The following is a 12898-nucleotide window of genomic DNA, read 5'->3' as shown; positions in this document are numbered from 1 at the left end:
GTCGTCCGCCGGGCCCCTTCGCGTTGTTCCGCGCCGTTCAGTGGCGCCGCGCCGTTCCGCGGTGCCGCGCGTCGTCCCGCGCCGTCCGGCGTTACTCCATCCCGGCGAGGACCAGCGGCAGGCGGCGGGCGCCGTCGGCCACCAGCGTCACCGGCACGCCCCAGTCCTGCTGGTGCACGTGGCAGGCCGGGTACTCGATCTCCGGGTCGTCGTCGCAGGAGGCGGCCATCGCCGAGACGTGCAGCACGCCCTCGGTGACCTCGGCGGAGAGCACCAGTTCACGGGAGAGGTCGGTGTCCGCGCCCGCGCCGGAGACCAGCAGCTCGGGCGGGGTCGCGCTGACCAGCAGCCGGGTGGAGGGGCCGTAACGCTCGTCCAGCTTCTGGCCGTTCGGCGCCTCGAAGACCACGTCCAGCCGGAAGGCGCCCGGGGCGACCTCGGTGGCCGCGCGCCGGGTGCGGTGCGCCACCGACTCGACCTGCACCGCCTCCTCCGGCAGCCGCAGCCTGGTCAGCCGGTGCCGGGCCGACTCGACCACCACGATGTCCCCGTCCACCAGGACCGCCCCGGAGGGCTCGCGCAGGTCGGTGGCCAGGGTGCTGACCTCGCCGCTCGCCGGGTCGTAGCGGCGCAGCGCGTGGTTGTAGGTGTCGGCGACGGCCACCGAGCCGTCCGGCAGCACGGTGACGCCCAGCGGGTGCTGGAACAGGGCCTGACCGGCCGCGCCGTCGCGGTGGCCGAAATCGAACAGGCCGCTGCCGACGGCGGTGCGGACCGCCTTTGTTTCACGTGAAACCCAGCGCAGCGAGGAGGTCTCGGAGTCGGCGACCCAGAGTCGCTCGCCGTCCGCCGACACCGCGAGGCCGGACGGCTGGGCGAACCAGGCCTCGGCGGCGGGCCCGTCCACCAGGCCCTCGTTGGTGGTGCCGGCCGCGACCGCGACGGTGCCGGCGGCCGGGTCGTACGACCACAGCTGGTGCACGCCGGCCATCGCGATCCACACCCGGCCGTCGAACCAGGCGACGTCCCACGGCGAGGAGAGGTCCACCTCGCGGGCCGGGCCCTCGGTGGCCGAGCCCTGCCACCACTGGCGGCCGGTGCCGGCCAGGGTGGTCACCCGGCCGTCGGCGAGGCGGACACCGCGCAGGGCGTGGTTGACGGTGTCGGCCACGACCACGTCGAAGTCGTACGGGTGGCCCTCGGGGAGCAGCGCGAGGCCCTGCGGCTCGCTGAACCGCGGGCCGGCGCCGTCCGCGCCGTCGCCGTCCACCAGGCCGCGCTGCCCGTCGCCGATCCGGCGCACCACCGTCTCGCCGTCCTCGGCCAGCTCGACCAGCGAGTGGTGGCCGGAGTCGGCGACCAGGAAGTGGCCGTTCGGCAGCCGGACCGCCTTGCCGGGGAACTTGAGGTCCCCGGCGCTCGGCTCCGGCGCCACGTACGGGCCGTCGCCGCGGCGCAGCGTGCCCTTCGCGGCGTGCTCGGCCTCCAGCTCCTCGACCAGCCGGGCGAGCGCGTGGGCGTGGCCCTCGCCGGCGTGCTGGGCGACCACGTAGCCCTCCGGGTCGATCACCACCAGCGTCGGCCAGGCCCGGACGGCGTACTGCTTCCAGGTCACCAGCGCCGGGTCGTCCAGCACCGGGTGGTGCACCTCGTAGCGGGCGACGGCGTCGACGACCGCCTGGTGGTCGGCCTCGTGCACGAACTTCGGCGAGTGCACCCCGACGATCACCACGGTGTCGCGGTGCTTCTCCTCCAGCTCCCGCAGCTCGTCCAGGACGTGCAGACAGTTGATGCAGCAGAAGGTCCAGAAGTCCAGGATGGTGATCTTGCCCCGGAAGTCGGCGAGCGCGAGCTCCTTGCCGCCGGTGTTCAGCCAACCGCCTGCCCCGACCAGCTCGGGGGCGCGTACACGTGCACGAGATGCCATGCGTCAATCAAACCGCACGCCGGGTGCCCGCATTCCGGGCGTCCCGGGTGAGGTCGGACTGCCAGCGGGTCTCGCCGTCCTGGGTGCGGTCGGTGGGGCGCAGGCCGAAGGCGCGGGCGACGGCGGCGGAGGCGTGGTGGTCGGGGTGGATGTGGGCGGCGGCGGTGGTGACGCCGGCGGCGGCGAGGTGGGCGAGCAGGGCGCGGGCGGCCTCGGTGGCCAGGCCGCGGCGCTGCCAGGGGGTGCCGACCACCCAGGCGACCTCGGCCTCGGAGGCGTCGGGGCGGACGGTGGCCTGTACGTAGCCGGTGAGGGCGCCGTCGGCGCGCAGCCGCAGCACCCAGTTGCCCCAGGCCTCGGCCGGGTCGGGGGAGCCGGCGGCGAGCCGGGCGCAGCGGGCGCGCTGCTCCTCGACGGTGGCCGGGCGGCCGCCGGTGAAGGCGTGCAGGGCCGGGTCGGCGAGCGCGGCCGCCAGCTCCTCGGCGTGCCCGGGGGCGATCGGCAGCAGGTCGAGGCGCTCGCTGCGCAGCTCGGCGGTGGTGAGGCCGCTGGTGACGCCGCTGGTGAGGTCGTTGGTGAGGCCGTTGGTGAGGTCGGGGTGCATGGCGGTATTGAAGGGGATCGACGGCCGCCGTGCGACGGGGTTTTCGGCCGGTGCTTCGTGGCGGTGCTTCTCCGCGGCCGGGCGCTCGGGGTCGAATGGGGCGACGTCAACACGGAGGAGGTCGCACGGTGCGGTATCTGGTCAGGGAGAAGCTGTTCGCGGTCGGCGACGACTACTGGATCGAGGACGACCGGGGGCACAAGGCGTTCCTGGTGGACGGCAAGGTCCTGCGGCTGCGGGACACCTTCGAGCTGAAGGACGCGCACGGGCGGGTGGTCGCGGTGGTGCGGGAGAAGATGCTCACCGTCCGCGACGCGATGAGGATCGAGGACGCCGACGGCGAGGTGGTCGCCACCGTCCGGGAGAAGCTGTTCACCCCGTTCCGGGACAAGTACCTGGTGGAGCTGGCCTCCGGCGGCGAGCTGAAGATCCACGGCAACCTGATCGACAAGGACTACCGGGTCGAGAACCGGCACGGCGACGAGCTGGCCCGGATCAGCCGCAAGTGGTTCCGGATCCGGGACACCTACGGGGTGGAGGTCGCGGACGGCGCGGACGCCGGGCTGCTGCTGGCCGTCGCGGCCTGCGTCGACCACCTGGTGCAGGAGGAGGACTGACCCGTCCCCGGTTTCCCGGTCCCCGGTCCGCCCCTCACCCGGGTGGGGTATCTTTTGCCAACCCTTGACCAGGCCGGTCGGGGGCCCCGACCGGCACGGTCGAGGGGGACGGCGTGAGCGGACCGGGGGCTGGAACCACGATGAACGACATCCTGCACGGGCTCGGTGCGGCGGCGGCCTACGGCACCCTCGGCGTGGTGCTGCTGCTCCTCGGCATCGGCCTGGTCGACCTGCTGACGCCCGGCAAGCTCGGCCGGCAGATCTGGGTCGAGCGCAACCGCAACGCCGCCGTCCTGCTCAGCTCCGCCCTGCTCGGCATCGGCGGCATTGTCTTCACCGCGATCATGTACACCTATGCCGACTTCGGCAAGGGCCTGGTGTCGACGGCCTGTTACGGCCTGCTCGGGCTGGTGCTGATGGCCGTCGCGTTCTGGCTGGTGGACCTGCTGACGCCGGGCCGGCTCGGCGAGATCCTGGTCGATCCGGAGCCGCACCCGGCGGTGTGGGTGTCCGCGGCCTGCAACATTGCGGTGGCGGCGGTGGTGTCGGCCGCGATCGCGTAGGCCGGGCCGCGCTACGCCGGGCGGGGCGCCTCGCCCAGGACGTGCTCCCGCCCCCAGTCCCCCAGCGGCCCCAGCGCCGTGTTGAGGCGGCTTCCCGCCCCGGTCAGCGCGTACTCGACCCGGGGCGGCACCTCGTCGTAGGCCTCCCGGTGCACGATGCCGTGCGCCTCCATCTCGCGCAGGTGCGCGGCCAGCACCTTCTCGGTGATCCCCGGCAGCAGCCGGCGCAGCTCGCCGAAGCGGCAGTGCGGGCGTTCGCCCAGGGCCCAGAGGATCGACACCTTCCACTTGCCGCCGATCACGTCCATCGCGGCGTCGGTCCCGCAGACGTGCGCCCCCGGCCTCGGTGCGATCGCCATGCCCACCCCTTCCGGCCCCTGCCAGCTCGATGCTCACCCCAGGGTAACCACCCACTTCGAAGTGCGTACTTGATCGTTTCCGGGGCCGGCGCGGAGGCTGACTGCCATGGCAACCAACCCCGTTGAGAACACCCCCAAGGCTCCGCTCACCCTGCTCGGCCTCGGCGCGATGGGCACCGCGCTGGCCGAGGCCTGGCTCGCCGCCGGGCACCCGCTGACCGTCTGGAACCGCACCGCCGCCCGTGCCGAGGGACTCGCCGCCCGCGGCGCCACCGTCGCCGCCACCGTCGCGCGGGCCGTCGCCGCGAACCGGCTGGTCGTCGTCTGTCTGCTCGACGACGCCTCCGTGCCGGCGGCGCTGGACGGCGTCGACCTGACCGGCAAGGACCTGGTCAACCTGGTCACCAGCACTCCCGGGCAGGCCCGTGCGCGGGCCGCCTGGGCCGAGGAGCGCGGCGCCCGCTACCTGGACGGCGGGATCATGGCCGTCCCGCCGATGATCGGCGTCCCGGCGGCCGGGGCGTACGTGTTCTACAGCGGCTCGTCCGAGCTGTTCGAGGAGCACGGGGGCGCCCTCGCCGTCCCGGCCGGCACCCGCTACGTGGGCGCCGACGCCGGGTACGCGGCGCTGCACGACGTGGCGCTGCTCAGCGGGATGTACGGGATGTTCGCCGGGATCGCGCACGCCTTCGCGCTGGTCCGCGGCGAGGCCGTGGCGCCGAGCGGGCTGGCGCCGCTGCTGGGCGACTGGCTGGCCGCGATGTCCGGCTCGGTGGCCAGGACGGCGGCGCAGCTGGAGAGCGGCGACTACGCCCGGGACGTGGTGTCCAACCTGGCGATGCAGGTGGCCGGCAAGGAAACGCTGCTGCGCACCGCCGAGGAGCAGCGGGTGAGCCCGGAACTCCTCGAACCGTACTTCCGGTTGATGGAGCGCCGACTGGAGCTCGGTGGCGGCGGCGAGGACCTGACCGGGGTCGTCGACCTGCTGCGACGGTGAGGGCCGGCCGGTAACGTACCGGCATGGCAGACCTCGAAGAACGCGCCACCGTCGTCGCGTCCGAACCAGGGCAGGCCGGGGCGGGGGTGGTCGTCAGACCGCGCCGCGCCGACGACCTCGCCGACTGCGTCCGGGTGCTGGGCGACGTCCACACCGTCGACGGCTATCCCGCCGACTGGCCCGACCGCCCCGCCGCCTGGCTGACCCCGGACGGCCTGCTCGCCGCCTGGATCGCCGAGTCGGACGGCCGGCTCAGCGGACACGTCGGCCTGGCCCGCAGCGCCCCGGGCGACCTCGCCCCCGTCCTGTGGAGCGGGCGCACCGGCGGCCGCCCGGAGCTCACCGCCGTGATCGGCCGGCTCTACGTCGCCCCCGGGGCGCGCGGCCACCTGGTCGGCGCCCGGCTGCTGGCCTGCGCCGTGGCGCACGCGCGGGCGCTCGGCCTGCACCCCGTCCTCGACGTGCTCGCCACCGACACCGCCGCCGTGGCCCTCTACCGCCGCCTCGGCTGGACCCACCTCGGCGGCGGCGACCAGCGGTGGGCCTCCGGACGCGCCGTCACCGTCCACTGCTTCGCCGCCCCGAGGGGGTGAGTTCCGGCCCGCCCGGCCGTCGTGGCCGGGCGGGCGGAGGCCGGGAAGGCGGGAGGAGACGGGGAGGGGAGGGCCGGGGGCTCAGGCCGCGGGGCGGTCGGACACCGGGCGGCGGCGCAGGGCCGGGCTGGTGAGGGCCGGGGGCTGCCAGACGCCGTCGGCCCGGTAGAGGTCGGTGCCGGGCGGGACGATGGCGTCGATGCGGTCGAGGGTGGCGTCGTCCAGGACCAGGTCGGCGGCCTTGAGGGCCGATTCGAGCTGCGCCGCGGTGCGCGGGCCGATGATCACCGACGTGACGGCCGGGTGGGCCGCCGGGAAGGCGGTGGCCAGCTCGGGGAGGGTGCGGCCGAGCTCCTCGGCGAGGACGGTGAGGGCCTCGACGGCCTCCAGCTTGGCCGCCGTGGTGGGCAGATCCGGGTCGAAGCGGTGCGGGTGGAGGGCGGCCCGGCCCCGGGTGAGGTCGATCGGGCGGTCCTTGCGGTAGCGGCCGGTCAGGAAGCCACCGGCGAGCGGGCCCCAGGTCAGCGCGCCCATGCCCAGCCGCTGGACGACGGGCAGCACGTCGCGCTCCACGCCCCGGGCGAGCAGCGAGTACGGCGGCTGCTCGGTGCGGAAGCGCTGCAGGCCGCGGCGCTCGGCGACGTGGTGGGCGTCCACGATCTGCTCGGCGGGGAAGGTGGAGCAGCCGAAGGCGCGGATCTTGCCCGCCCGGACGAGGTCGCCGAGGACGGAGAGGGTTTCCTCGATGTCGGTGGTGTGGTCCGGTCGGTGGACCTGGTACAGGTCGATCCACTCGGTCCGCAGCCGACGCAGGCTCTCCTCGACCTCGCGGACGATCCAGCGCCGCGAGTTGCCGCCCCGGTTGTGGCCCTCGCCCATCGGGAAGTGCACCTTGGTGGCGAGCACGATCTCGTCGCGGTCGCCACGGGCGGCCAGTGCCTGCCGACGATCTCCTCGGACTCGCCGGCCGAGTACATGTCCGCGGTGTCGATGAAGTTGATGCCCCGGTCGACCGCGGTGCCGATCATCCGGGCGCAGTCGTCGTGGTCGGAGTTGCCGACGGAGCCGAACATCATGGTGCCGAGGCAGTAGGTGCTCACCTCGATGCCGGTGCCGCCGAGAACGCGGTAGCGCATGGCCATTCCCCCCTGGTTGGCGATCAGTTGCTGGTCAGAGATTAGGAGTTGGAGTGCGCTCCAGCGCAAACGCGGCTCGGCTCCCTCGGGTGGGGGAGCCGGATCACCGCACCGGGGGAGGAGTGGCGGGGGCGGCGCGGGCGAGCCTGTCGGCATGGTGAGGAACGGGTGGGCGGTGACCGGCTGGGGCCTCGGGTACGCGGGGTTCGGGCTGGGGTGCGCGCTGGGCGGGACGCGGCTGTTCGGCGCGGACTGGCCGGGGTGGGTGGTGGCCGCCGTGGGGGTCGCCTCGGCGGCCGTCGGCCTGGCGGTGGTGCGACGGTCGCCGGGGCTGCGGTGGCTGCTGTGGCTGGCGTGCGGGGCGGCCGCGGTCGGGGCCTGGGGCCTGCTGATGGACCTGGTGACGCTGCTGTTCGGCCAGCGGGTGGACAGCGTCCCCGACACGGTGGAGCGCACCCTGGCGGCGGTGGGGGCGGTGCTGCTGGCCCGCACCGCCCCGGGGCTGCGGCCCGGTGCCCGCGGCGGCCCGGGCGGCCGGGCCGAACGAGTGGCGCCGGCTCCCGGGGCGGCCCCGCCGATCGTCCAACTCGCCGCCTGGGCAGGCACGCTGGCGTTCGTGCCGTACGTGCTGATGAAGCTGCTCTGGGCGTTCGGCGGCAGCTTCGCCGGGATCAGCGGCGACCAGATGTACGCGAGCTACGTGCGCAACGGCTCCTCCGGGCTCTGGCTCGCCCTGGAACGCCGGGGCCTCGACGGCACCGTGCTGTTGGCGCTGCTCGGGGTGTTCCTGCTCTGGGGACTGGTCCGCCCGTGGGGGCAGGTCTTCCCGCGCTGGACCCTGCCGCTGCGCGGCCGCCGGGTGCCGCGCTGGCTGCCGCTCACCCCGGCCCTGCTGGGCGCGGCTTCGCTGGCGCCGTACGGGGTGGTCGGGATCGGCTACCTGACGCTGTGCACCGCCGGGGTGACGCGGATCAGGCTGGGGGAGTTCGCCAGTGAGCAGAGCGCGTTGGAGATCTCCTGGGTCGGGATGTGCGGGTTCGCCGGGTACGGGGTCGCGCTGGCGGTGGCCGCCCGGTCGTACTGGCGGCGGACGCGGGGCTGACCTCGCAGCGGTTTGCTGAGGCGGCAAGAACGCTTGCCGATGCTGTAGGGCGGGCCGCAGCCTGGCGGTGGAGGTGAGCGCCATGGGCGAGACGGCAGTGACGGCAGGAACGGTCAGGACGACAGGAACGACCGGGGCACCCGGGACGACCGGGACCGGGGAACGCGAGCGCTACGACGTGGTGGTGGTCGGCGCCGGAGCGGCGGGGCTGAACGCCGCGCTGGTGCTGGGCCGGGCCCGTCGCCGGGTCGCCATGGTGGACGCCGGCGAGCCGCGCAACGCGCCCGCCGCCCACATGCACGGCTACCTGAGCCGGGACGGCATGCCCCCGGCGGCGCTGCTGGCGGTCGGGCGGGAGGAGGTCGCCCGGTACGGGGTGGACCTGATCGACGCCCGGGTCGAGCACATCGAGTCCGCCGAGCACAGCGAGCACATCGAGTCGGCCGAGCACAGCGATCACCTCGAGTCCGCCGAGCCGGCCGGGTCCGCCGGGTCGGGCTTCGTGGTCCATCTGGCCGGCGGGCCGGTGCTGCACGCGCGCCGGGTGGTCGTCGCCACCGGGCTGCGGGACGGGCTGCCGGAGCTGCCGGGCCTGGTCGAGCGGTGGGGCCACGACGTGCTGCACTGCCCGTACTGCCACGCCTGGGAGGTCCGCGACCGCCGGCTCGGGGTGCTCGGCACCGGACCGGGGGCGGTGAACCAGGCGCTGCTGCTGCGGCAGTGGTCGGCGGACGTGGTGCTGCTCGCGCACACCCTGGCGCTGACGGACGCCGAGCGGGAACGGCTCGCGGCCCGGGACGTCCGGGTGGTCGAGGGCCGGATCGTCCGCCTGGTGTCCGACGACGGGCGGCTGCGCGGCGTCGAACTCGCCACCGGGCAGGTGGTGCCGCGGGAGGCGGTGTTCGTCTTCCCGCGGCCGGTGCCCCGGGACGCGCTGCTCTTCGGCCTCGACTGCGCCCGGGACGACAACGGCTGGGTCACCACCGACCGGACCGGCCGCACCAGCCTCCCCGGCGTCTGGGCGGTCGGCAACGTCGCCGACCCGCGTGCCCAGGTGGTCACCGCCGCCGGGATGGGCGCGGCGGCGGCCTTCGCACTCGACCACGACCTCGTGGCGGAGGAGCTCGACCGGGCGGTGCGGACGTACCGCGCGTCCGGCGCCGCCCTGCCCGCCTGAGCGGGAAGCTTTCGTCAACCCACCCACGATCGGAGAATCCGGATGTCAGCGCAGCAGCACGGCCACTCCCACGGGCACGGCCACTCCCACTTCCACTCCCACGGGCACGTTCCCGCCGCCGACTTCGACTGGGACGCGCTCGCCGCGCACCTGGAGCTGGAGGCCGACCTGCGGGCCGGCGCCGTCACCGAGGCCGGGCGGTGGCTGCTCGGCCTGCACGGGGAGGGCGAGGTGCGGCGGGTCCTCGACGTCGGCAGCGGCCCCGGGGTGATCGCCGGACTGCTGGCGGAGGTCTTCCCGGCGGCCGAGGTGGTGGCGGTCGACCAGTCGGCCGCCCTGCTGGAGCGCGCCCGGACCCGCTCCGGCGGTCGTCTCGGCACCCAACAGGCCGACCTGCCCGAGGAATTCGGCAAGCTCGGCGAGGCCGACCTGATCTGGTCCGGCAACGCCGTCCACCACCTGGGCGACCAGCAGGCCGCGCTCACCTCGCTCGCCGGGGTGCTGCGGCCCGGCGGTCTGCTCGCCGTCGCGGAGAGCGGCCTGCCGGCGCGCTACCTGCCGCGCGACTTCGGCCTCGGCCGGCCCGGCTTCCAGGCCCGGATGGACGCCGCCCACGAGGACGGCTTCAGCGCCATGCGGGCCGAACTGCCCGGCAGCACCCCGGAGATCGAGGACTGGCCGGCCATGCTGCGGCGGGCCGGACTGACCCCGACCGGCACCCGCACCTTCCTGGTCGACCACCCCGCCCCGCTCGCCGGGCCCGTCCGCGGCTACCTGCACACCCAGCTGACCCGGCGCCACGACCAGCTCGCCGAGCAGCTCGACGCCGAGGACCGGGCCACCCTGGAGGCGCTGCTCGCCGAGGACGCCCCCACCGGCATCCTGCACCGTCCGGACGCCTTCTACCTGTCCGCGATGACCGTCCACACGGCCCGCCGGGACTGATCCGGCGGCCGCGGGGTCCTCGACCGTACGGACGGCGGCCGTCGGCCCTCGACCGTGCAGCCGGCGACCGTACGGCCCGCGGCGTCAGCCCGCGAGAAAGGCGGCCACCGTACGGGTGAAGGCGGCCGGATCGTCGAGCCACGGGTAGTGGCCGGCGCCGGGCTGGACGGCGGCACGGGCGTGGCGGAACAGCGCGGCCGCGGCGCGGACCGCCCCGGGCCGCGGGTCGGGGTCGTACTCGCCGGCCAACAGCAGCGTCGGCACCGGGAGTTCGGCGACGGCGGCGCGGACGGCGGCGGGCCGGAAGCCGCCGCCGTGGTACGCCGCGGCGGCCTCCGGGTGGCTCTGGACGGCGCAGTCGGCCTCGTGGGCGCGGGCGGTGGCGTTCCAGTCGCCGTGGAAGAGCGGCGCCACGGCGTCGGGGTCGGCGACGCCGCCGGCGAAGGCGGCGCGGACGGCGGCCCGGGCGGCCGGGTACCACTCCTCGTCGGCGAGGCCGCGGGCCTCGGCCGCCTCGCGGTAGTCGTCCTCGGTGGCGGTGCCGCCGAGGATCCGGAGGCTGGGCGTGACCAGCACCAGCCGGCCGGTGTGCCCGGGGTGCCGCAGCGCGTACAGGGTGGCGAGCGAGCAGCCGGCGGAGTGGGCGAGGAGGTCGGCCCGGTCGAGCCCGAGGTGCGCCCGGAACGCCTCGACGTCGGCCACCTGCCGGTCGACCCGGTAGCCCGCCGGGTCGGCCGGGCGTGCCGATCGGCCCGTGCCGCGCAGGTCGAGGACGTGCAGGGCGCGGTGCGCGCCGAGGCCGCCGAGGTCGCCGAGGTACGCGGCGTCGCGCATCGGGCCGCCGGCGAGGACGAGCAGAGGGTCGCCCTCGCCGAGGACGCGGTAGCCGAGCGGGGTGCCGTCGGGGCCGGTGAAGGTCGTCATCGAACGATCGTGGCAACCGCCGACCGGCCGGGCAACGGGAAATCGGCCGGGCGCCGCGCAGCCGGGCCGGTCAGCCCGCCGAGCCGCCGAAGCGCGCCGTCCAGGCCGCCAGGTCCTCGTCCGTGATCTTGGCGAACAGCACCGGCGGCACCGTGAACGCCGTCCCGGCCGGCACCAGGTCCAGCGCCCGCGCCTCCTGGGGGGTGATCCAGTCCCGGGTGGCGGCCGGGGAGTCCTCGGGCAGCGCGAAGGCCCCGCGCATCGCCGCCGCGGTGGCCGGGATGAACGGTTCGGAGACCACCGCGTACAGGTGGATCAGGTTCATCGCGGTGCGCAGGGTCAGCGCCGCCGCCTCCGGGTCGGTCTTCACCTGCAGCCAGGGCGCCTTCTCGTCCAGGTACGCGTTGCCCGCGCTCCACAGCGCGCGCAGGGCCTGCGCCGCCTTGCGGAAGTTGAGCGCGTCCAGCTGGGCCTCGTACTCGGCGAGCAGCGTGGCGACCTGCTCGCCGAGGCGCTGCTCGGCCAGGCCCGGCGCGTGCCCGCCCGGGACGTCGTCGCCGAAGCGCTTGCGGCTGAAGGAGAGCACCCGGTTGACGAAGTTGCCGAGGGTGTCGGCGAGGTCCTTGTTGACCACCGAGGCGAACAGGTCCCAGGTGAAGCTGGAGTCGTCCGACTCGGGCGCGTGCGCCATCAGGAAGTAGCGCCAGTAGTCGGCGGGCAGCAGCTCCAGCGCGACGTCGGTGAAGACGCCGCGCTTCTGGCTGGTGGAGAACTTCCCGCCGTAGTACGTCAGCCAGTTGAAGGCCTTGACGTAGTCGACCTTCTTCCACGGACGGCGCGAGCCGAGCAGCGTGGCCGGGAACATCACGGTGTGGAACGGGACGTTGTCCTTGGCCATGAACTCGGTGTAGCGGACGGTCTCGTCGACCTCGTACCACCAGGACTTCCAGTCCCGCAGCTGCCCGGCCGGGGCCGCGTCCGCCCATTCCTTGGTGGCGCCGATGTACTCGATCGGGGCGTCGAACCAGACGTAGAACACCTTGCCCTCGGCGGCCAGTTCGGGCCACACGTCGGCCGGCACCGGGACGCCCCACTCCAGGTCGCGGGTGATCGAGCGGTCCTGGAGGCCCTCGGTCAGCCACTTGCGGGCGATCGAGGAGGCCAGCACCGGCCAGTCGTCGGCGTGGGCGGCGACCCAGTCCCCGACCTCCTCGGTGAGCTTGGACTGGAGCAGGAACAGGTGGCGGGTCTCCCGGACCTCCAGGTCGGAGCTGCCGCTGATCGCCGAGCGCGGCTCCAGCAGGTCGGTCGGGTCGAGCACCCGGGTGCAGTTCTCGCACTGGTCGCCGCGGGCCTTGTCGTAGCCGCAGTGCGGGCAGGTGCCGACGATGTAGCGGTCCGGCAGGAAGCGGCCGTCGGCGTTGGAGTACACCTGGCGGATCGCGCGCTCCTCGATGAAGCCGTTGCGCTGCAGCTCGCGGGCGATCTCCTGGGTGATCTCCCGGTTCTGCGGCGAGGAACTGCGGCCGAAGTGGTCGAAGGAGAGCCCGAAGCCCTCGTACACCGACCGCTGCGCGTCGTGTGCCCGGGCGCAGAACTCCGCGACCGGCAACCCGGCTTCCTGAGCGGCCAGTTCGGCGGGCGTGCCGTGCTCGTCGGTGGCGCAGATGAACAGCACCTCGTGCCCTCGTCGGCGCAGGTACCGGGCGTGGACGTCCGCCGGGAGCATGGACCCGACCATGTTGCCCAGGTGCTTGATCCCGTTGATGTACGGAAGGGCGCTGGTGATCAGGTGCCGAGCCATCCTCGGATGCTCCGATTTCTCCCGCACGCGCACCCCACCCGGAGTGCCGTGTCAGGCGCAGGGGTCCACTGTGGGCTGCAAGCCTAGGGCAAGCGGAGGGCCCTGGCGCGCGCGGCGGGCCGGGGCGGACGGCACTTCCGGGGCGGCGTG

Annotated in this window: 12 protein-coding genes and 1 pseudogene; 7 read left to right on the top strand and 6 right to left on the bottom strand. The window is 74.7% G+C overall.

Annotation, left to right across the window (positions count from 1 at the left end):
* Positions 1-91 precede the first annotated feature (91 nt).
* Positions 92-1927, bottom strand: a complete 1836-nt coding sequence (locus ACFVUY_RS00430; protein ID WP_387726354.1) for an NHL domain-containing thioredoxin family protein — start codon at positions 1925-1927, stop codon at positions 92-94.
* Positions 1928-1934: 7 nt separating this feature from the next.
* Complete coding sequence (locus ACFVUY_RS00425) at positions 1935-2531, bottom strand: GNAT family N-acetyltransferase (RefSeq protein WP_387726351.1); 597 nt, start codon at positions 2529-2531, stop codon at positions 1935-1937.
* Between the two features lie 128 nt (positions 2532-2659).
* Here ACFVUY_RS00425 and ACFVUY_RS00420 point away from each other — a divergent pair, with 128 nt between their 5' ends.
* Both ACFVUY_RS00420 and ACFVUY_RS00415 read left to right on the top strand, forming a co-directional pair.
* Positions 2660-3148, top strand: coding sequence for an LURP-one-related/scramblase family protein (locus ACFVUY_RS00420; protein WP_387693904.1), 489 nt, complete (start codon positions 2660-2662; stop codon positions 3146-3148).
* A 140-nt stretch (positions 3149-3288) separates the two neighbouring features.
* Positions 3289-3711, top strand: coding sequence for a DUF350 domain-containing protein (locus ACFVUY_RS00415; RefSeq protein ID WP_387693905.1), 423 nt, complete (start codon positions 3289-3291; stop codon positions 3709-3711).
* Between the two features lie 11 nt (positions 3712-3722).
* Here the strand turns inward: ACFVUY_RS00415 and ACFVUY_RS00410 are convergent, their stop codons facing one another.
* Positions 3723-4070: a winged helix-turn-helix transcriptional regulator gene (locus tag ACFVUY_RS00410; protein ID WP_387726348.1), complete on the bottom strand. Its 348-nt coding sequence runs from the start codon at positions 4068-4070 to the stop codon at positions 3723-3725.
* 106 nt (positions 4071-4176) lie between these two features.
* Here ACFVUY_RS00410 and ACFVUY_RS00405 point away from each other — a divergent pair, with 106 nt between their 5' ends.
* Positions 4177-5067, top strand: coding sequence for an NAD(P)-dependent oxidoreductase (locus tag ACFVUY_RS00405; protein ID WP_387726345.1), 891 nt, complete (start codon positions 4177-4179; stop codon positions 5065-5067).
* Positions 5068-5090: 23 nt separating this feature from the next.
* Complete coding sequence (locus ACFVUY_RS00400; RefSeq protein WP_387726342.1) at positions 5091-5660, top strand: GNAT family N-acetyltransferase; 570 nt, start codon at positions 5091-5093, stop codon at positions 5658-5660.
* Between the two features lie 81 nt (positions 5661-5741).
* On the opposite strand, the pseudogene ACFVUY_RS00395 reads toward ACFVUY_RS00400, so the two are convergent.
* Positions 5742-6796: pseudogene (locus ACFVUY_RS00395) on the bottom strand (aldo/keto reductase).
* Positions 6797-6950: 154 nt separating this feature from the next.
* On the opposite strand from ACFVUY_RS00395, the gene ACFVUY_RS00390 reads away from it, so the two are divergent.
* The 3 genes from ACFVUY_RS00390 to ACFVUY_RS00380 all read left to right on the top strand — a co-directional run bounded on the left by ACFVUY_RS00390 (position 6951) and on the right by ACFVUY_RS00380 (position 10020).
* Complete coding sequence (locus ACFVUY_RS00390; RefSeq protein ID WP_387726339.1) at positions 6951-7898, top strand: hypothetical protein; 948 nt, start codon at positions 6951-6953, stop codon at positions 7896-7898.
* A gap of 82 nt (positions 7899-7980) precedes the next feature.
* Positions 7981-9075 carry an NAD(P)/FAD-dependent oxidoreductase gene (locus ACFVUY_RS00385; protein WP_387726336.1) on the top strand — a complete coding sequence of 365 codons (1095 nt, stop codon included), beginning with the start codon at positions 7981-7983 and terminating at the stop codon, positions 9073-9075.
* 42 nt (positions 9076-9117) lie between these two features.
* On the top strand, positions 9118-10020 hold the full coding sequence (locus tag ACFVUY_RS00380; RefSeq protein WP_387726333.1) for a class I SAM-dependent methyltransferase: 903 nt from the start codon (positions 9118-9120) through the stop codon (positions 10018-10020).
* Between the two features lie 84 nt (positions 10021-10104).
* On the opposite strand, the gene ACFVUY_RS00375 is transcribed toward ACFVUY_RS00380, so the two are convergent.
* Together ACFVUY_RS00375 and metG are read right to left on the bottom strand one after the other, a co-directional pair.
* A complete protein-coding gene (locus tag ACFVUY_RS00375; RefSeq protein WP_387726330.1) occupies positions 10105-10944 on the bottom strand; it encodes an alpha/beta fold hydrolase in 840 nt (279 codons plus the stop codon).
* Between the two features lie 70 nt (positions 10945-11014).
* Positions 11015-12748 carry a methionine--tRNA ligase gene (gene metG / locus ACFVUY_RS00370; RefSeq protein ID WP_387726327.1) on the bottom strand — a complete coding sequence of 578 codons (1734 nt, stop codon included), beginning with the start codon at positions 12746-12748 and terminating at the stop codon, positions 11015-11017.
* Between the last annotated feature and the right edge of the window lie 150 nt (positions 12749-12898).

This window comes from Kitasatospora sp. NPDC058063 (assembly GCF_042885395.1).
Classification (GTDB): domain Bacteria; phylum Actinomycetota; class Actinomycetes; order Streptomycetales; family Streptomycetaceae; genus Kitasatospora; species Kitasatospora lactacystinica.
The sequence above is the reverse complement of the archived record's forward strand: the minus strand, read 5'-3'. Positions and strand labels throughout refer to the sequence as shown.

Excerpts from the sequence above, each read along its gene's own strand:
- ACFVUY_RS00430 (WP_387726354.1), bottom strand. The coding sequence starts at position 1,927 with ATGGCATCTCGTGCACGTGTACGCGCCCCCGAGCTGGTCGGGGCAGGC.
- ACFVUY_RS00425 (WP_387726351.1), bottom strand. The coding sequence starts at position 2,531 with ATGCACCCCGACCTCACCAACGGCCTCACCAACGACCTCACCAGCGGC.
- ACFVUY_RS00415 (WP_387693905.1), top strand. The coding sequence starts at position 3,289 with ATGAACGACATCCTGCACGGGCTCGGTGCGGCGGCGGCCTACGGCACC.
- ACFVUY_RS00410 (WP_387726348.1), bottom strand. The coding sequence starts at position 4,070 with ATGGCGATCGCACCGAGGCCGGGGGCGCACGTCTGCGGGACCGACGCC.
- ACFVUY_RS00405 (WP_387726345.1), top strand. The coding sequence starts at position 4,177 with ATGGCAACCAACCCCGTTGAGAACACCCCCAAGGCTCCGCTCACCCTG.
- ACFVUY_RS00400 (WP_387726342.1), top strand. The coding sequence starts at position 5,091 with ATGGCAGACCTCGAAGAACGCGCCACCGTCGTCGCGTCCGAACCAGGG.
- ACFVUY_RS00390 (WP_387726339.1), top strand. The coding sequence starts at position 6,951 with ATGGTGAGGAACGGGTGGGCGGTGACCGGCTGGGGCCTCGGGTACGCG.
- ACFVUY_RS00385 (WP_387726336.1), top strand. The coding sequence starts at position 7,981 with ATGGGCGAGACGGCAGTGACGGCAGGAACGGTCAGGACGACAGGAACG.
- ACFVUY_RS00380 (WP_387726333.1), top strand. The coding sequence starts at position 9,118 with ATGTCAGCGCAGCAGCACGGCCACTCCCACGGGCACGGCCACTCCCAC.
- ACFVUY_RS00375 (WP_387726330.1), bottom strand. The coding sequence starts at position 10,944 with ATGACGACCTTCACCGGCCCCGACGGCACCCCGCTCGGCTACCGCGTC.
- metG (WP_387726327.1), bottom strand. The coding sequence starts at position 12,748 with ATGGCTCGGCACCTGATCACCAGCGCCCTTCCGTACATCAACGGGATC.